This is a genomic window from Nonomuraea insulae (assembly GCF_042656245.1).
Map to the genome: position 1 here is coordinate 94341 of NZ_JBHSPA010000022.1, position 17263 is coordinate 111603.

Annotated in this window: 12 protein-coding genes and 1 pseudogene; 5 read left to right on the forward strand and 8 right to left on the reverse strand. The window is 69.5% G+C overall.

From position 1 onward, the window contains the following. Nucleotides 1–320 precede the first annotated feature (320 nt). The 7 genes and pseudogenes from ACFPZ3_RS16430 to ACFPZ3_RS16460 form a co-directional block, all read right to left on the reverse strand. Nucleotides 321–3140, reverse strand: coding sequence for a ComEC/Rec2 family competence protein (locus tag ACFPZ3_RS16430; RefSeq protein ID WP_379514969.1), 2820 nt, complete (start codon nucleotides 3138–3140; stop codon nucleotides 321–323). A 442-nt stretch (nucleotides 3141–3582) separates the two neighbouring features. Continuing rightward, a complete protein-coding gene (locus ACFPZ3_RS16435) occupies nucleotides 3583–3792 on the reverse strand; it encodes a ComEA family DNA-binding protein (RefSeq protein WP_379515178.1) in 210 nt (69 codons plus the stop codon). A 51-nt stretch (nucleotides 3793–3843) separates the two neighbouring features. After that, nucleotides 3844–4035, reverse strand: a pseudogene (locus ACFPZ3_RS16440) (SLBB domain-containing protein); the annotation flags it as partial. A gap of 1375 nt (nucleotides 4036–5410) precedes the next feature. Beyond that, on the reverse strand, nucleotides 5411–6253 hold the full coding sequence (locus tag ACFPZ3_RS16445; RefSeq protein WP_379514970.1) for a DegV family protein: 843 nt from the start codon (nucleotides 6251–6253) through the stop codon (nucleotides 5411–5413). A 13-nt stretch (nucleotides 6254–6266) separates the two neighbouring features. Beyond that, the gene (locus ACFPZ3_RS16450; RefSeq protein ID WP_379514971.1) at nucleotides 6267–7475 is read right to left on the reverse strand and encodes an amidohydrolase family protein; all 1209 of its coding nucleotides are present in this window, start codon (nucleotides 7473–7475) and stop codon (nucleotides 6267–6269) included. A gap of 454 nt (nucleotides 7476–7929) precedes the next feature. After that, complete coding sequence (gene hflX, locus ACFPZ3_RS16455; protein WP_379515179.1) at nucleotides 7930–9342, reverse strand: GTPase HflX; 1413 nt, start codon at nucleotides 9340–9342, stop codon at nucleotides 7930–7932. 85 nt (nucleotides 9343–9427) lie between these two features. Then, nucleotides 9428–10120, reverse strand: coding sequence for a DUF4097 family beta strand repeat-containing protein (locus ACFPZ3_RS16460; protein WP_379514972.1), 693 nt, complete (start codon nucleotides 10118–10120; stop codon nucleotides 9428–9430). Between the two features lie 146 nt (nucleotides 10121–10266). Here ACFPZ3_RS16460 and aceB point away from each other — a divergent pair, with 146 nt between their 5' ends. From aceB to ACFPZ3_RS16485, 5 genes are read left to right on the forward strand one after another with little or no spacing between them, the layout of a single operon-like run. Continuing rightward, nucleotides 10267–11844 (forward strand): malate synthase A, encoded by a 1578-nt coding sequence (gene aceB / locus ACFPZ3_RS16465; RefSeq protein WP_379514973.1) that lies wholly within the window; start codon nucleotides 10267–10269, stop codon nucleotides 11842–11844. A 15-nt stretch (nucleotides 11845–11859) separates the two neighbouring features. Next, nucleotides 11860–13296, forward strand: a complete 1437-nt coding sequence (locus tag ACFPZ3_RS16470) for an FAD-linked oxidase C-terminal domain-containing protein (protein ID WP_379515180.1) — start codon at nucleotides 11860–11862, stop codon at nucleotides 13294–13296. Nucleotides 13297–13304: 8 nt separating this feature from the next. Next, nucleotides 13305–14471: an FAD-binding oxidoreductase gene (locus ACFPZ3_RS16475; protein WP_379514974.1), complete on the forward strand. Its 1167-nt coding sequence runs from the start codon at nucleotides 13305–13307 to the stop codon at nucleotides 14469–14471. A gap of 1 nt (nucleotide 14472) precedes the next feature. Then, nucleotides 14473–15675 carry a (Fe-S)-binding protein gene (locus tag ACFPZ3_RS16480; protein WP_379514975.1) on the forward strand — a complete coding sequence of 401 codons (1203 nt, stop codon included), beginning with the start codon at nucleotides 14473–14475 and terminating at the stop codon, nucleotides 15673–15675. 28 nt (nucleotides 15676–15703) lie between these two features. Beyond that, on the forward strand, nucleotides 15704–16456 hold the full coding sequence (locus tag ACFPZ3_RS16485) for an IclR family transcriptional regulator (RefSeq protein WP_379514976.1): 753 nt from the start codon (nucleotides 15704–15706) through the stop codon (nucleotides 16454–16456). 68 nt (nucleotides 16457–16524) lie between these two features. Here ACFPZ3_RS16485 and ACFPZ3_RS16490 read toward each other — a convergent pair whose 3' ends face one another. Then, nucleotides 16525–17262: a VOC family protein gene (locus tag ACFPZ3_RS16490; protein ID WP_379514977.1), complete on the reverse strand. Its 738-nt coding sequence runs from the start codon at nucleotides 17260–17262 to the stop codon at nucleotides 16525–16527. Nucleotide 17263 lies beyond the last annotated feature (1 nt).

A 17263-nucleotide genomic window follows, 5' to 3' on the forward strand; every position in this document is an offset into this window, starting at 1 on the left:
GGCCGTTCTTACATGCCTCCTCCACGCCCCAGAAGCCACCGCAGCTGAACAAAAACCTCAAACCCGCCAATAGCTACACGACAGCAAGCACCCATCCTCACAATCCACCACAACGCTTCTCCGGGCACGTGCCGGTAGGCTCGCCGCCCTGGTGAAGACGAGAGTGAGGGTCCGGATCGCAGCGGTGGGCGTATCCGTCCCATTCCTATCCAGGACTCACCAGACTTGACCATCGCCGCCATCTTCCAGCAGGACGACAACCGCGTGCTCGAAGGGCCGCGTCGACCACGGTGGCGGTTCCGTGGAGATCCCCCTCGGAGTTACGGTCCACGCGGAACCACCGCCATCCCTCCTCCTCCGGCTGCTTCTCCTCGTTCCACGACGGCGAGGTCTCCTGACTGGTCGGTCCGGTAGACGGTGAGTCCCAACCGGCGCAGGAGGCCCAGTGTGGACATGGCTGGGTGGCCGTAGCCGTTGTCGGCTCCGACGCTGATCAATGCGGCTCGTGCCCCGAGTGAGGACAGGAAGGCCGGTGACTGCCGGTTCGATCCGTGGTGCGGGGTTTTGAGGATGTCCGCTCGTACGGCGAAGCGGTGCAGCAGCTCTTCCTGTGCCTCCGTTTCCAGGTCGCCGCCGAGCAGGATCGAGCCGGACCGCCACCGTACGTGGAGGACCACGCTCGAGTTGTTGATCGCGCTACCCTCGCCATAACCGTTCATCTCGCCCCAGGCGGGATCCGGAGCCAGTACGGTCAGCTCCGATGGCCCGAACCGCCACCGCGTCCCTGGCGAGGCCGTCCATTCGGGTATCCGGCGATGCGCCAGTGTGGCTGAGATGCGTGCACCGGCTCGCACGCCCGTCCGCTGCGGGCTGACGACCACCGCCCCGACGCGCCGGTTCCTGAGGACGCCGGGCAGGCCGTCAACGTGATCGGCATGCGGGTGGGTGAGAACGAGCAGCGGTACGTCCTCGACACCGATCCTCCGCAGGCATCGGTCCATGGCGACCGGATCCGGCCCGGTGTCGACCACGATCCCTCGACCCGGCCCGGCCGAGACGACGAGACCATCCCCCTGCCCCACGTCGCACATCACCATCAGCCACCCTTTTGGAGGCCATGGACCTGCGATGGGCCGAACCACCAGCACCGCCACCAGAGCGGCACCGGCCGCCGTCAGCGCCATGACGCGCCAGGCACGGCGTCTCAGGATCGGAATCGCCACGGCCACAGCGAGCAGAAGCAGCCCCAGGCCCATAAAACCGGCCGGCCATGGCACGGTGGCGAAGGGCAGATTCACCGCCCAGCGAGCGACTGTGACGATCCAGCCGACCGCGTACCCGGCCGGTATCACCAGCAACCGAGCGCCATCGGGCCAGACGGGCGCCACCAGAGCGGCCCCGAAGCCGAGCAGGGTCGCGGGGGCCACTGCTGGTGCGACGAGGAGGTTGGCGATCACCGCGACAGGTGTCAGCTGTCCCGCCATCAGCACCAGCACGGGCGTCACGGCCACCTGCGCGGCCGCAGGCACAGCGACAGCCTCGGCCATCCAGCGCGGCATTCGGCGTGGTGGTTTGTCGCCTTTGCCCCGCGACACCTCACCCTTATTCGCGCCTGAGGCCAGGCGGTCAGAACCTGGAGTTCGGTCGGAATCAGGGGTGTGGCCGAGATCCGGAGCATGGCCGAGCCTCTCGGCGCAGGAGGAGCCAGGAGCATCGCCAGGCCCGTTGGCGCTGTTGGGACTGCGAGCGTGGCTAGGACTGTCCTTGCAGTTGGGACGGGGAGCATGGCCGGGCCCCGGAATCCGGCCGGGCCCCGGATTATGGCGGGGCCCCGGATTATGGCGGGGCCCCGGAGTATGGCCGGGCCCCGGAGTATGGCCGGGCCCCGGATTATGGCCGGGCCCCGGATTATGGCCGGGCCCCGGAGTATGGCGAGGTTCAGCGGCTTGGTGGGGTTCTGGATCTTGGGTTTCTGGTGGGTCGCTCTGCTCTTCCGTACCCGACAGCTTGTCTCGCCAGCGTGGCGCGAGGAGGAGAATGCCGGCGGTGGCCGTGACCGAAAGGGCGAAGCCGTACGAGCGGGCGAGGTCGGGGGCGAACAGCACCAGGAAGAGGACCGTCGCCGACAGGGCCGCGAAGCCGTCCTTCGAGCGGCCCGTCCCCATGGCGATGGCGGCCGCCAGGCCCATGAGGAGGGCCCGCAGGACGCTCGGGGAAGGGCGGGCCACCACGGTGAACGCGAGCATCGCGACAGCGGCGAAGATCGCCCTCACTGGTAGGGGAAGGCCGATCAGGCGGGAGAGCGCGAGGGTCGCGCCTGCCACGATTGCCAGGTTTGCGCCGCTTACGGCGTTCAAGTGGCTCAGGCCGGCTTCTCTGAGGTCGGCGGTCACTTGCGGGTCCATGCGGGAGACGTCACCGACCACCAGGCCCGGGAGGAGGCCGCGCTGGTCGGGAGGTAGGACGTCGGCGGCGGAGCGGAGGCCGGACCTGAGCGTGCCTGCTGCCGTCTGCAGGTCGGATGGGGGTGTCAGGACTCGTGGTGGGGTTCGGACAAGGAGGGTGGCTGCTACGAGGGTGCCGGGGGTTGGGCTTGCCAGACGGCCGCTGACTTCTACGTGTTGGGTGGGCAGGAGGGTGCTCCATGCCTGCCCGGTGGCGAAGACGGTGATGGGGATGTTGACGGCTTGCCTGGTTGTGGGCGTTTGGATGATCTTCAGGTCTGCGGGGACTACGTAGCCTTCTTGCGTGAAGCGTCCGCCTCGGTTGGGGCGGCGTTTGGGGTCGTCGGTCAGAGCGATCTGGGCGGTTATAAATGCGTTCTTGGTGGCGAGTTCTGCCACTGGGCCGGTGGTCAGGGCGTGAATTCGGAACGCGACCGAGGCCGATGCCGCTGCTGTACAGATGAGCGTGGCAATGGCGACGTTTCGCCAGCTGGCGCGTTCGAGACCTCGGCGTTCGAGACCTTGGCGTTCGGCGTACTGGCGTTGGTGGCTTGGGTGTTCGGGGCTCAGATGTTCGGGGCTCAGGCGATCAGGGCTCAGGTGATCCGAGCCCACGTGATCGGAAGATCTGGTGAGTGGTCGGGTGAGGCAAGCTGTCACTGCGGCGGCCAGGGCTGCCGATACGGCGACGATCATGCCGGCGCGAGCGGAGCAGGCGAGGAGGAGTAGGGCGCTGGCCCAGGCTGCTAGGGCGGGGAGGGTGAGGGGCCAGGCGTGATCGCGTCTTTCGGGGTCTGGGTTTTCTTGAGGCTCATGGGTTTGCCCCTCTCGGAGGACGTGCCCGCTGAGCTGCATGCCGCGTCGGGCATCGTTGGCGTCGCATCCGCCTCGCGGGCCGTTGCCGTCGCATCCGCATCCGGCTCGGGCATCGTTGTCGTCGCGGCCACTTTCGGGACCGTTGGCGGGCTCGTAGGCGTCGCGTCTGCCTCGGTGCTCGTTGGAATTGCGTCTGCCTCGGTGCTTGTGGTCGTTGCTGCCGTTGTCCGCGTTGACAGCTGTTGAAGGGGCGCCTGGTTCACGACCGTCTGTGTGGTTGTGATCGTCCTGGTGGGTTTGGTCGGTACGCAGTCTCGACATGTCAGATGCGGACCTTGGGCTTGATCTCTTCGAACTTTCGAGGACCGATGCCGCTGACTTCGCGCAGTTGGTCGACTGTGGTGAAGCCGCCGCGGGTGGTGCGGTACTCGGCGATGCGGGCGGCCAGGACCTCCCCGACGCCAGGGAGTTGTTCCAGTTGGTCGGGGGTTGCGGAGTTCAGGTCGAGGATGGTGGTGGCGGGGTCTGCCATTGGGGAGCCGGGGAGTGGCGCCTGTCCGGGCTTGGCGCCCACCACTATTTGTTCGCCGTCTATCAGGCGTCTGGCCAGGTTCAGTTGGCCTGTGGAGGCGCCTCGGGCGACCCCTCCGGCGGCTGTTACCGCGTCTGTCACTCGGGCGCCTGAGGGGAGTAGGTAGACGCCCGGCTTACGGATCTTGCCGGCGACGTGGACGGTCACTTTGGTGGTGGGCGATGGGGCCGTCGTGGGCGCCATCGGGGTGATGGGGGCCGGGGGTGGGAGGGGTTGTGGTGAGGGTTGTGATCGCCAGACGAAGAAGGCTGCTACTGCTGTCGCGAGAACGGCTATGACGAGCAGGACGCGTAGGCCTGGTTTGCCGGGGTCGAGGACTGGGCTTTGGGAGGAGATGAACTTGCGGAGTGCTTGTACGGAGGAGGGGATCGGGACGAGAGGTGCGGTGGGGAGCGACGCCTGAGCGAGGGCAGGAGCCGGGGCCGGAGCTGGGAGCGGGGGTGAGGCCGGGGCCGGAGCTGGGAGCGGGGGTGAGGCCGGGGCCGGAGCTGGGAGCGGGGGTGAGGCCGGGGCCGGAGCTGGGAGCGGGGGTGAGGTCGGGGCCGGGGCTGGGAGCGGGGGTGAGGTCGGGGCCGGGGCTGGGAGCGGGGGTGAGGTCGGGGCCGGGGCTGGGAGTGGGGCCGGGGGTGGGACTAGAGCAGGGGCCGGAGCAAGGGCTGGAGCAGAGATCGGGACCGGATCAGGGGCGGGTTCTGGCAGGGGTTGGGTCGGCGGTGGTGGGTCTTGGGGTGGCCAGGTTTGGGGTGATACGGGCTGCGCTGATGGAGGCTGAAGCGACGGAGCCTGGGGTGGTGGAGGCTGAGGCGACGGAGCCTGGGGTGGTGGGTATGGGTGGCTTTTGTTGCTGGGGTTGGCTCTCTCGGGTACTGCTGCCACGGGTATGGCTGCGCCGGTCCTGGATGTGGGTTGCCATGGGGTGGTTGAGGGTGGCGGGGTTCGGTCTTCTTCGTTGTGTGTGTTGTGGTGGCGTTCCCAGGGTCCGGGGCTCCCGGCGGGGCGGCCGAAGAGGCGGCGGGGGCGGCGGGCAGGGGTGGTGATCGACCGTAGCCGGGATATGGCTATGGCGCGCTCTGCCGTCGGATCGGGGGTTCGCACGGCAGCGAAGGTATGGGGTGGGCGGGTGCCGTGACGGAGCCGAACGGCGTTCTGGGGATAGTGGGAGGGGTCGGCGACGTGGCTGTGGATGACGATGTTCGCGGCGTATCAACGGTGCTGCCGGCGAGCTGAGCGGGTACCGGGGAGGAACGAACTGGCTGGCCATGGGTGGTCTGACGCGCTGAGCGGTCAGATTGCACGACGGGATTGAGCGATCAGAGGTGATCAGAGGTCCTGACCGCTCAGCTGGAGAGGAGGCGAACTGGCCGCCATCCTCGGGATCAAGAACATCAACGGCTTCCGCGGCCAACTATCCCAATGACCCTCCAGGGGCTACATCAGCAAGATCGGATCAGCCTTCGCCGGGACCCTGCAGGCGAGCGCTCAAGCCTTAGTCAGCAGGCTCGTAGAGGTTGCGTGACGCGAGATATGCAGTCACAGGCCGCGTGGACGCGACGGGCCGTTAGAGGTCGCATGAGGTGATGGTGAGGCCGAGCATGCCTGGGCCCACGTGTACGCCGATCACCGCCCCCACCTCGACCACCCGGAGTTCCACCAGACCTGGCACCCGCTTCGACAGGCGTTCGGCCAGGGCTGCGGCTCGGTCGCCTGCCCCGAGGTGCTGCACCGCGACCTCCACCGGCCCGTCCCCGGCCGCTTCCACCGCCAGATCCTCCAGGCGGGCGATGGCGCGGGATGCGGTACGGACCTTCTCCAGGAGGGAGATACGGCCGTCCACGATGTGGAGCAGCGGCTTGATCATGAGGGCCGAGCCGAAGAGGGAGGCCGCCGTGCCGATGCGGCCGCTGCGGTGGAGGTAGTCGAGGGTGTCCACGTAGAAGAACGTTCGCGTGGCCTCCATGCAGCGGCGGGCGGCCGACGCCACCGCGTCCAGAGGCGCTCCGCTCGCGGCGGTACGGGCTGCGGCCAGCACGGGGTAGCCCAGGCCCATGGCGATCGAGCGGCTGTCGATCACCTCCACCGGTACGGGTGCCTGTCTCGCGGCGGCGCGGGCGGACTCGACGGTGCCCGACAGCTCGGCGGAGAGGTGGATGGAGACGATGCCCGTGGCGCCGGCTGCGGCCAGGTCCGAATAGCACGAGGTGAACCGGGCGGGTGAAGGGCGGGAGGTGGCGGCCGAGGCGAGATCCCCGGTGAAGGCGTCCTCATCGAAGTCCGTGGTGGAGGGGTCGTCCCCGTACGGGCGAGGGCCGCGCGCCATCACCTGTACGGGAACCACGGCCACACCGGCCACAACCCCCAGATAAGCAGTCGAATCCGTGACCACAGCAACCAAGCCCGACATACCCCGAGATTAGCTACTGAACAGGCGTCCCACCCCGCCAAACCCGCCGCGGCTTGAGGCCGAAGGACCAGGCGAAGGCGCCCTCGTGGTCGGCGTCCCACTGCACGATGTCCGCCAGCCGCCCAGGAGCCAGCACCCCGCGGTCCGGCGCTCCCAGGACCGTGGCGCCGCCGAGCGTGGCCGCGCGGAGCGCGTCGTTGACGCTCATGCCGAAGGCCGACACGGCCATGGCGATGACCAGGGACATCGAGGTGATGCCGCAGTAGCCGGGGTTGTGGTCGCTGCCGAGGGCGATCTGCACGCCGTGCTTGATCATCTGGCGGACCGGCGGGAGGTGGCCGCGCTGGAGGGCGGTGGCGGGGCAGACGACGGCGGGCACGCCGTAACGGGACATGATCGCGATGTCCTCGTCGGACATGTGGTGGAGCCCGTCGGCGGAGGCGCAGCCGAGCTCGGCCGCGAGCTGGACGGCGCCACGGCGGCTGTAGAGGCCGGCGTGGATGCGCGGCAGCAGGCCGACGTTGCGGCCGGAGGCGAGGACCCAGCGGGATTCCTCGGTGGTGAAGTGGCCCTCGTCGCAGTAGACGTCGACGCTGTCGGCGCCGGCCGCGGCCGCGTCGGCGCACCAGGCGCCCACGGCCTCGACGTATTCGCGCTGCCTGCCGAAGTATTCCGGCGGCACCACCTGCGCGGCCAGGAACGTGACGTGCACGCGCGGCATCATCGGCTCCTTCTCCAGCTCGCGCAGGAGCCGCACGTCGGCGAGTTCGCCGTCGCGGGTGAGGTGGTAGCCGGTCTTGGCCTCGACGGTCGTGGTGCCGCTGAGCAGCCAGCCGCGCAGCCGCTCGCGCACGCCGTTGCAGAGGGTCCACGGGTCGGTGCCGCGGGTCACGGTGACGGTGGAGCCCACGCCGCCGCCCGCCGCGGTGATCGAGGCGGAGGTGGAGCCGCCGGTGCGGATGGCCAGCTCGGCGTAGCGGTTGCCGGCGTAGACCGGGTGCGTGTGGGCGTCGATGAGCCCAGGCGTGACCAGGGCTCCGCCCAGGTTTTCGACGTGGTCGACGTCGACGATGTCGTCGACGACTCCTGGCACGCTCTGCGGCAGGTCCGGCGCACGGCCGACCCACGCGATGCGGTCGTTGTGCACAAGGATGGCGGCGTTGCTGAGGACCTCGTTGCCGGTCCAGAGGCGGCCGATGTTGGTAAGGAGTCGAACGGTCACCGCATCACCACCCAGCGGGGCTCCCCGCGCGAGCGCAGAGCCCAGCGCACGGTCTGTGCCGCGCCCACTGAGTCCGCTCCGGGTCCGGACGACATGGGGGGTCTCCTGCTCTCATCCGCATCTGGTTGTGCGGTGACCGTATCGCCGGACCCATGATCCGGCGATTTCAGTTCAGTTACGTTATTTCACATGTTGGGCTGCTGTACAGGGTTATTCGGAAGAAAGACCACACATCCCAACCGTCACGCAGCCCCGCATCGTCCCCATGGCCCCCGCTGACGACTTCAGCACTTGTAGTCATCATCTGAAAACCTAGAACCCGAACCAAAAATCCAGACCAACGTTAGGTCTGGACAATCCTAGCAATCCCAGGGTTCGGGGACCACTGCCGCTTTTGGGCAGCCCTGCCTGCTTTGCGGCGAGAGCTGCCCAACCGTACTGATGTACGGGCCGGCTAGAAGACGTGCTCCACGGGCTTGCCCGCCCGCAGGAGCTCCTGCGACAGGCTGGGGAGCACCCGGGCGTGCAGGATCGTGCCGTCCTCCACGTGCTCCACCGAGAGCACCTCGCCCTCCTTGTGGGCCCGGGAGATCAGGTCACCCCTGTCGTACGGCACCAGCAGGTGAACCTCGTGGTCCAGCCGCGGCAGCCGCTCCTCGATGAGCGCCAGCAGGTCGGGGATGCCCTTGCCCGTCCGCGCCGAGACCACGATGTGGTCTCGCTCGCGCCTGGCGATGCGGTCGAGCACCTCCTGGTCGGCCGCGTCGGCCTTGTTGATCACCACGATCTCGGGCACCTCGGAGGCGCCCTCGATGTCGGCGAACACCTCGCGTACGGCGGCGAGCTGCCCCTCAGGGTCAGGGTGCGAGCCGTCGACCACGTGCAGGATCAGGTCGGCGTCCGCGACCTCCTCCAGCGTGGAGCGGAACGCCTCGACGAGCTGGTGCGGCAGGTGCCGGACGAAGCCGACGGTGTCGGCGATCGTGAACACCCTGCCCTCCGCCGTGCGCGCCCGGCGCACGGTCGGGTCGAGGGTGGCGAACAGCGCGTCCTCCACCAGCACGCCCGCGCCGGTGATGCGGTTGAGCAGCGAGGACTTGCCGGCGTTGGTGTAGCCGGCGATGGCCACGGCCGGGACCTCGCGCCGCTGGCGCTGGTAGCGCATGGTCTCGCGTGAGGTGGACATGCCGCTGATCTGGCGGCGCAGCTTGGCCATCCGCTCGCGGATGCGCCGGCGGTCCAGCTCGATCTTGGTCTCACCGGGGCCACGGCCGCCGATGCCGACGCCGCCCGCGGCGCGACCGCCGACCTGCCTGGACAGGTTGCCACCCCAGCCGCGCAGGCGCGGCAGCAGGTAGGAGAGCTGGGCCAGCTCGACCTGGGCCTTGCCCTCCCGGCTCTTGGCGTGCTGGGCGAAGATGTCGAGGATCAGCGCGGTGCGGTCGATGACCTTGACCTTGACCGTCTCCTCCAGCTGACGGAGCTGACCGGGGGCCAGCTCTCCGTCGCAGATCACGGTGTCGGCGCCGGTCGACTCGACCACGTCGCGCAGCTCAAGGGCCTTGCCGGAGCCGATGTAGGTGGCCGGATCGGGCTTCTGACGGCGCTGGATGAGCCCGTCGAGCACCTGCGACCCAGCCGTCTCGGCCAGGAGCTTGAGCTCCAGCAGGGAGTTTTCCGCGTCCTCTGACGTGCCGGAGGTCCAGACGCCGACGAGAACGACCCGCTCGAGCCGCAGCTGCCGGTATTCGACCTCGGAGACATCCTGAAGTTCGGTGGAAAGGCCCGCCACGCGCCGTAGCGCCTGGCGCTCCTCAAGGTCCATGTCGCCGGTCTCGAAATCGTCAAGCGCGGTGTATTCGTGCATTCGTGTCATCTCTATGAGGGAACGTCTGGACACCTCGGTGTCTTCCCCACGATGGTGGCATGACACGCCTGGCGCAATCACCTGGTTATCCAGCGGAGACGGTGACGTCTCCTGACCCCGCCTGCAGGGAGATCTTGTTCGGCGCGGATCCGTCGGACTTGACCGAAACGTTGGCGTCGCCGGACCCCATGTCCGTCTTCACATCATAGGCGCCGTCGGGCACGTTGAGCGTGATGTCTCCCGACCCGTTCTTCATCTGGGCGCTTTCCGGCGCGGAGGCGTACTTGAGCTCCATGTTGCCCGAACCCGCCTCGGCGATTATCTTCTTGCCGCCCAGGTCGGCGGCGTCCACGTCGCCCGAGCCCACGTGCAGGTCGATCTGCCCCGTCAGGCTCCTGAGCGTGAGGTTGCCCGAGCCGCTGTCCAGGTCGACGGCCAGCCCCTTGGGGATCTCGATCTTGTAGTCGACGCTGCAGCTACCCCAGTTCGAGGCGCAGTCATAGGTGAGGAGCAGTGCCTGACCCTCGACCTTGTGCTCGGGCTTGGGCTTGTCCTCGCCGCGCCAGCGCAGGGTCTCGACCACGCGTACGGCGCTGCCGTCGGTCTCGGTGACCACCGCGTCGCCCGAGTTGTTCTTGAGCTGAAGCTTCGTGACCTTGTCCGTCACCTGGTACGTGGCAGTGTCCTCGTTGCTGGGGCCTGCCACGCTCGCGAGCCCGCATCCGGTCAGCAGTACGGCGGAGGCCAGCAGACCGCCCGCGATCACCATGGTTCTCATAGCGGAAATCCTGTCGTGTCGCGCGGGCGGCCACATCGGGGATCCCCCGGGGGGAACCCCACCTTTGACCCTGGAAGACCAGGGGAGTAATTTCGATTCCACAATCCAGAACTCATTTTCCACATCGCGGAAACGGAAGAGGTCCCATGGAGATCACCGGCCCGATGCTCGACCGGTTCGACGAGATCCTCACGCCGGAGGCGCTCGCATTCGTGGCGGCTCTCCAGCGGGAGTTCGGCGCCAGGCGGCTGGAGTTGCTCGAGGCCCGCCAGGCGCGCCAGGCGGAGCTGTCGGCGGGCGGCATGCTCGACTTCCTGCCGGAGACGAAGGAGATCAGGGAGGGCGACTGGCAGGTCGCGCCCCCGGCGCCCGGTCTGGAGGACCGCCGCGTCGAGATCACCGGTCCCGTCGACAAGAAGATGACCATCAACGCGCTCAACTCCGGCGCCAAGGTGTGGCTGGCCGACTTCGAGGACGCCAACTCTCCGCTGTGGGAGAACTGCGTGTCCGGCCACCTCAACCTGCGCGACGCGCTCGACCGTACGATCGACTTCGAGACCGGCGGGAAGTCCTACGCGCTCGGGCCCGACGCCGGCCTGGCCACGGTCGTCGTGCGGCCGCGCGGCTGGCACCTCGACGAGAAGCACGCCCAGGTGGACGGGCAGCCGGTCTCGGGGTCGCTGTTCGACTTCGCTCTCTACTTCTTCCACTGCGCCCAGCGGCAGATCGACAAGGGCAGGGGCCCGTACTTCTACCTGCCCAAGATCGAGTCGCACCTGGAGGCGCGGCTCTGGAACGACGTCTTCACCAGGGCGCAGGAGTTGCTCGGCATCCCGCACGGCACGATCAGGGCGACGGTGCTCATCGAGACCTACCCGGCCGCGTTCGAGATGGAGGAGATCCTCTACGAGCTGCGCGACCACTCGGCGGGGCTCAACGCGGGGCGCTGGGACTACCTGTTCAGCGTGATCAAGAAGTTCCGTACGCGGGGGCGTGAGTTCCTGCTGCCCGAGCGGAACGCGGTGACGATGACGGCCCCGTTCATGCGCGCGTACACCGAACTGCTGGTGCGCAGCTGCCACAAGCGGGGCGCGCACGCCATCGGCGGGATGGCGGCGTTCATCCCCTCGCGCCGGGATGCCGAGGTCAACGCGGTGGCGCTGGAGAAGGTGCGGGCGGACAAGACGCGCGAGTCGGGCGACGGGTTCGACGGGTCGTGGGTGGCGCACCCTGACCTGGTGCCGGTCTGCCGTGAGGTGTTCGACGGGGTGCTGGGCTCGCGGCCCAACCAGCTCGACCGGCTGCGCGAGGACGTGAGCGTGTCGGCGGCGGAGCTGCTGGCCGTGTCCGAGACGCGGGGGGACATCACCGACACGGGGCTGCGCAACAACGTGGACGTGGCGCTGCGCTACCTGGCCGCCTGGATGGGCGGGCTGGGCGCGGTGGCCATCCACAACCTCATGGAGGACGCCGCCACGGCCGAGATCTCGCGTTCGCAGATCTGGCAGTGGATCCACAACGACATCACGCTGGCCGACACGGGGCACCCGGTGACGAAGGAGCTGGTCGAGCAGATCATCACCGAGGAGCTCGCCAAGATCGCCATGGATCCGGGCTACGACGAGAAGCTGTTCGGGCAGGCGACGGCGCTGTTCAAGGAAGTGGCGCTGGATGACGACTTCGCGGAGTTCCTGACACTTCCGGCCTATGCTCAAATGCCATAAGGAGGGGGATCGGTGATAGACACCCTGATAGCGGCTCTGCGGTCGTTGCTGCCCCACGACTCGGTGATCACCGATCCGGTACGCCTGCGCACCTACGAGTGCGACGGCCTCACCTACCACCGGGCGACCCCCGGCGTGGTCGTGCTGCCGGACACGGCCGAGCAGGTCGCCCGCGTGGTACGCCTGTGCAACGAGTTCGGCGTGCCCTTCGTGGCCAGGGGCTCTGGCACGGGCCTGTCGGGGGGCGCGCTCCCCCGCGAGGACGGCGTGCTGATCGTCACCTCCAAGATGCGCTCGATCCTGGAGATCGACCTGGACAACCGGCGGGCGGTCGTGGAGCCGGGCGTCACGAACCTGGCCATCACCGAGGCCGTGCGCGATCGTGGCTACTACTACGCCCCCGACCCCTCCAGCCAGCAGATCTGCTCGATCGGCGGCAACGTGGCGGAGAACTCCGGCGGCGCCCACTGCCTCAAATACGGCTTCACCGTCAACCACGTCGAAGCCTGCGAGATCGTCACCCCCGACGGCGACCTGGTCACGCTCGACCGCATGGACCCCGGATATGACCTGCTGGGCGCCTTCATCGGTTCCGAGGGCACGCTGGGCATCGCCACCAAGATCACGGTACGGCTCTGCCGCGCCCCGGAGGCGGTGACCACGGTGCTGGCCGCGTTCGAGAGCATCGAGCAGGGCGGGCAGGCCGTGTCGGCGATCATCGGGGCGGGCATCGTCCCGGCCGCGATCGAGATGATGGACGCGCTGGCCATCGAGGCGGCCGAGGCGGCCGTGGCCTGCTCCTATCCCGCCGGGGCAGGGGCCGTGCTGATCGTCGAGCTGGACGGGCCCACGGCCGAGGTGGAGCGGCAGTTCGCGCAGCTCAGGGAGATCTGTTCCGGGGCGTTCGAGCTGCGGGTGGCGGCCGATCCGGCCGAGCGGGCGGCGATCTGGAAGGGCAGGAAGTCGGCGTTCGCGGCGGTGGGGCGGATCAGCCCGTCGTACATCGTGCAGGACGGCGTCGTCCCGCGAACCTCCCTGCCCGCCGTGCTGGCCGCCATCGACCGGCTGTCGCGGGAGCACGGGATCCGGGTGGCCAACGTCTTCCACGCGGGTGACGGCAACCTGCATCCGCTGGTGTTGTTCGACGACGCGGAGGCGGGGGCCGGCGAGCGGGCCGAGGTGGTGTCGGGGGCGATCCTGGACCTGTGCATCGAGCATGGGGGTTCGATCACGGGCGAGCATGGGGTCGGAGTGGATAAGTCCCGATATATGCCGAAGATGTTCAGCGAGGACGACCTGGACACCATGCAGCTCGTCCGGTGCGCGTTCGACCCCCGGGGACTGGCGAACCCGGGCAAGGTGTTCCCCACCCCGCGGCTCTGCGGCGAGGTGCCGGGCGTGCGCAAGGGCGTGCATCCGCTGGTCGAGTCGGGGAAGGCGGAGCAGTTTTGATCGGGGGCGTGACGACACGGCAGGCCGACGCGGACGACGCGGTCAACGGGGTGCTCCCCCGTCAGGTCGCGCTGCCGGAGAGCGTCGAGGAGGTCGCGGCCGTGCTGCGCGCCTGCGCCGAGCAGGACCTGGCGGTGGTGCCCGCGGGCGGCGGCACGAAGCTGCACTGGGCGCCGCCGCCGTCGCGGTGTGACGTGCTGCTGGACATGTGCTGCATGAACCTCGTCCTGGAGCACGCCGCGGGCGATCTCGTGGTGCGCGCGCAGGCCGGGGTGACGATGGACGCGCTGGCCTCCGTGCTCGCGGACAAGGGGCAGGAGCTGGCGCTCGACGTGCCGTTCGCCGAGGACGCCACGGTCGGCGGCACGCTGGCCGCCGCGCTGCCCGGGCCGCGCTCGTTCCGCTACGGCACCGCCCGTGACCTGCTCATCGGCATCACGGTCGTGCTTCCCGACGGGACGATCGCCAAGTCCGGTGGCAAGGTGGTCAAGAACGTCGCGGGATACGACCTGGGCAAGCTCTTCACCGGCTCGTACGGCACGCTCGGCGTCATCGCGGAGGCCACGTTCCGCCTGCATCCGCGGCCCGTCGATAGCCGCTGGGTGGTCGCGGAGCTCGATCGCGCCGAGGTGCCCTCGATCTGCGCCGCGCTGGCGGCCTCGCAGGCCGAGCCGAGCGCGGTCGAGGTGGACCGGCCGGATCCCGTCGGGCCGGTCACGCTGGCCGCGCTGGTGGAGGGCACGGCGGCCGAGTCCAGGGCCCTGACCCTGCGCGAGCTGATCGGGAAGGGCTCGCTCACCGAGGAGCCGCCCTCGTGGTGGGGGCTGGTCACGGGTGACGAGGTGCTGGTCGAGGTGCGGTTCCCGTCTTCCGCCACGGGAGCCGTGCTGGACGCGGCGGCCGAGACCGGGATGGCGTTGCGTGGCTCGCCCGTCTACGGGCACGCGTTGCTGGAGACCTGGCAGGACGTCGAGGAGCCCGTGCTGAGTGGCGCCGTGTCCGGGTTGCGGGAGAACGTGGAGGCGGCCGGGGGCCGGGTGAGCGTGCTCGCCACGCCGTACGAGGGCGTCGACCGGTGGGGGCACGTCAGCGGGCTGCCGTTGATGCGGCGGGTCAAGGAACGGTTCGATCCCGGGCGCAGGATGTCTCCCGGCCGGTTCGTGGGAGGGATCTGACATGGATCCGGAACTGATCAACGACTGTGTGCACTGCGGGTTCTGCCTGCCCACCTGCCCCACCTACGCGTTGTGGGGCGAGGAGATGGACTCCCCGCGCGGGCGCATCCACCTGATGTCGCAGCACGTGGAGGGCACGCCCATCACACCCGAGATGGCCGGGCACTTCGACGCCTGCCTGGGGTGCATGGCGTGCGTGACGGCGTGCCCCTCCGGCGTGCAGTACGACAAGCTGATCGAGCAGACCCGGGTGGAGGTGGAGCGGCAGCACGTGCGCGAGCCGCGCGAGCGGGCTGTGCGCGGCATCGTGTTCAACCTGTTCCCCTACCCGCGGCGGCTGCGGTTGTTGCGGCCGACGATGTGGCTGACCGAGCGGATGGCGCCGTTCCTCACCCGGGTGCATCCCAGCCTGGGCGCCATGGCCACGCTGGCGCCGCGGGTGAAGCATCGGCAGCGGATGCCGCGGGTGGTCAGGGCCAGGGGTGAGCGGCGGGCCGTGGTCGGGATGCTCGTCGGGTGCGTGCAGGGCGAGTTCTTCCCGCAGGTCAACGCGGCCACGGCGCGGGTGCTGGCGATGGAGGGCTGCGATGTGGTGATCCCGCGCGGGCAGGGTTGTTGCGGGGCGCTGAGCGTGCACTCCGGGCTGGACGGGCAGGCCAGGCGGCTGGCGCGGCGGACGGTCAAGGTGTTCGAGCGGGCCGGGGTGGACACCGTCGTGGTGAACGCGGCCGGGTGCGGGTCCACCATGAAGGAGTACGCCGAACTGCTCGGGCAGGAGCCGGGGTTCCGGGTCCTGGATCTGTCGGAATACCTGGCGGAGCTGGGGCCGGTGGCCAAGCGGCATCCGTTGCCGTACAAGGTGGCCTACCACGACGCCTGTCACCTGGCCCACGCTCAGGGGGTGCGGTCGCAGCCGCGTGAGCTGCTGGGCGCGATCCCGGAGCTGGAGGTGCGGGAGATCCCGGAGTCGGCGATCTGCTGCGGGTCGGCGGGCACGTACAACCTGCTGCAGCCCCAGGCGGCCCGCGACCTGGGCGACAGGAAGGCCGCGGCGGTCCGTACAACCGGCGCGGAACTGCTGGTCTCGGCCAACCCGGGGTGCACGATGCAGATCGCCTCCGCGATGCGGCGCGGAGGCGCGGACATCAGGGTGGCGCACACGGCCGAGGTGCTGGACGCCTCGCTGCGCGGGGTGATGTTGTGAGCGACGCGGGATCGACGGGGGCGGGCCGGTGAGCGTCCAGTCGGTCGAGCGGGCGCTGGACGTGCTGGAGGCTCTGGCGGAGCACGGGGGCGCGGCGGGGCTGTCGGAGATCGCCGCCAGGACCGGGCTGCCGTACGGGACCATCCACCGGTTGTTGCAGACCCTTCTGTCGCGCGGTTACGTACGCCAGGAGTCCGACCGGCGCTACGCCCTGGGCGGCGGGCTCGTCCGGCTGGGCGGCATCGCGGAGGGCATGGTCGGGGTGTGGGCGCAGCCGTACCTGACCAAGATGGTCGAGCTGTCCGGCGAGACCGCGAACCTGGCCGTGCTCGAAGGCGACTTCATCGTGTACGTGGCGCAGGTGCCCTCGCCGCGCAGGTTGCGCATGTTCGCCGAGGTCGGGCGGCGGGTGTTGCCGCACAGCACGGCGGTGGGCAAGGTGCTGCTGGCCGGGCGGCCCGCGCCGGAGGCGGTCGCGGTGTTCGAGCGCACGGGCATGCCCCGGCGCACGCCGAACACGATCATCGACCTGACCTCCATGCTGGCCGAACTCGGCGCCGTCAAGGGCCGCGGCTACGCCATGGACCTGGGTGAGGAGGAGCTCGGCGTGCACTGCCTGGCCGTGCCCGTGTGGGACGGCGACCGGGTGGTGGCCGCGATGTCGGTCTCCGGCCCCGCAGAACGCATCGACGCCCTCGACCGCGACGACCTGGCCGAGGGCATGCGCAAGATCGCCCTCGACTTCGGCAACGAACTCAGCCCGGTGGGCGGCGCAGGCTGACGCGGCTCGGTCCTGTGGCCGGCGCAGGCTGACCGGGCTCGCTCCTGTGGCCGGCGCGGGCTGACGGTTCAGATCTGTGGTTGTCGCAGGCTGAAGAAGCCGCCGCCTGCCGGGTGATGGACGACGGCGATGCGGCCGTACGGCGAGTCGAACGGCTGGACCGGCACCTCGGCGCCCAGCTCCCCCGCCCTGGCCACGGCGGCGTCGAGGCCGGCCACATCGAAGTAGATCATCCAGTGCGGCGGGACGCCCGCCCAGTGCTCGTCCATCAGCAACCGCCCGCACACCGGCTCCCCGACCACGCTGTAGACGGCGTAGTCGATCCCACCCGGCACCGCCGCCATCGCGTAAGGGAACAACGCCCCGTAGAACGCGTCGGCCACCGCGCCGTCGGGCACGTTGACCTCGGCCCAGCTCATCGCCCCGGGCTCGGCCACCACCCCGGCACCGGCGAACTCCCCCGGCTGGTAGATCGCGAACTTCGCCCCCGCGGGATCGCTCGCCAGCGCGTAACCCTCGAACGGCCCCTCGATCACCTTGCCACCGGCCGCGTCGAGCCTGGCCAGGGCCGCCTGAAGGTCGGAGGTGGCGAGGTAGACCGTCCAGGCCGCCGGGTCGTCGGCCTGCGGGTCGGGGGTGATGGCGGCGACGGGACGGCCGCCGAGGTGGGCCATCGACCATCCGCCCTGGTCACGGCACTCCCACCCGAACAAAGCGGTGTAGAAGCGCTCCGCGGCGACGGCGTCTCTCGTCAGGAGCTGCGCCCAGCAGGGCGCGCCGTCGGGATGACCGGCTCTGTTTGCCATG

Coding starts and splice junctions, on each gene's coding strand:
- ACFPZ3_RS16430 (WP_379514969.1), bottom strand. CDS start 3,140: ATGATCGTCGCCGTATCGGCAGCCCTGGCCGCCGCAGTGACAGCTTGC.
- ACFPZ3_RS16435 (WP_379515178.1), bottom strand. CDS start 3,792: ATGGCAGACCCCGCCACCACCATCCTCGACCTGAACTCCGCAACCCCC.
- ACFPZ3_RS16445 (WP_379514970.1), bottom strand. CDS start 6,253: ATGTCGGGCTTGGTTGCTGTGGTCACGGATTCGACTGCTTATCTGGGG.
- hflX (WP_379515179.1), bottom strand. CDS start 9,342: ATGCACGAATACACCGCGCTTGACGATTTCGAGACCGGCGACATGGAC.
- ACFPZ3_RS16460 (WP_379514972.1), bottom strand. CDS start 10,120: ATGAGAACCATGGTGATCGCGGGCGGTCTGCTGGCCTCCGCCGTACTG.
- aceB (WP_379514973.1), top strand. CDS start 10,267: ATGGAGATCACCGGCCCGATGCTCGACCGGTTCGACGAGATCCTCACG.
- ACFPZ3_RS16480 (WP_379514975.1), top strand. CDS start 14,473: ATGGATCCGGAACTGATCAACGACTGTGTGCACTGCGGGTTCTGCCTG.
- ACFPZ3_RS16490 (WP_379514977.1), bottom strand. CDS start 17,262: ATGGCAAACAGAGCCGGTCATCCCGACGGCGCGCCCTGCTGGGCGCAG.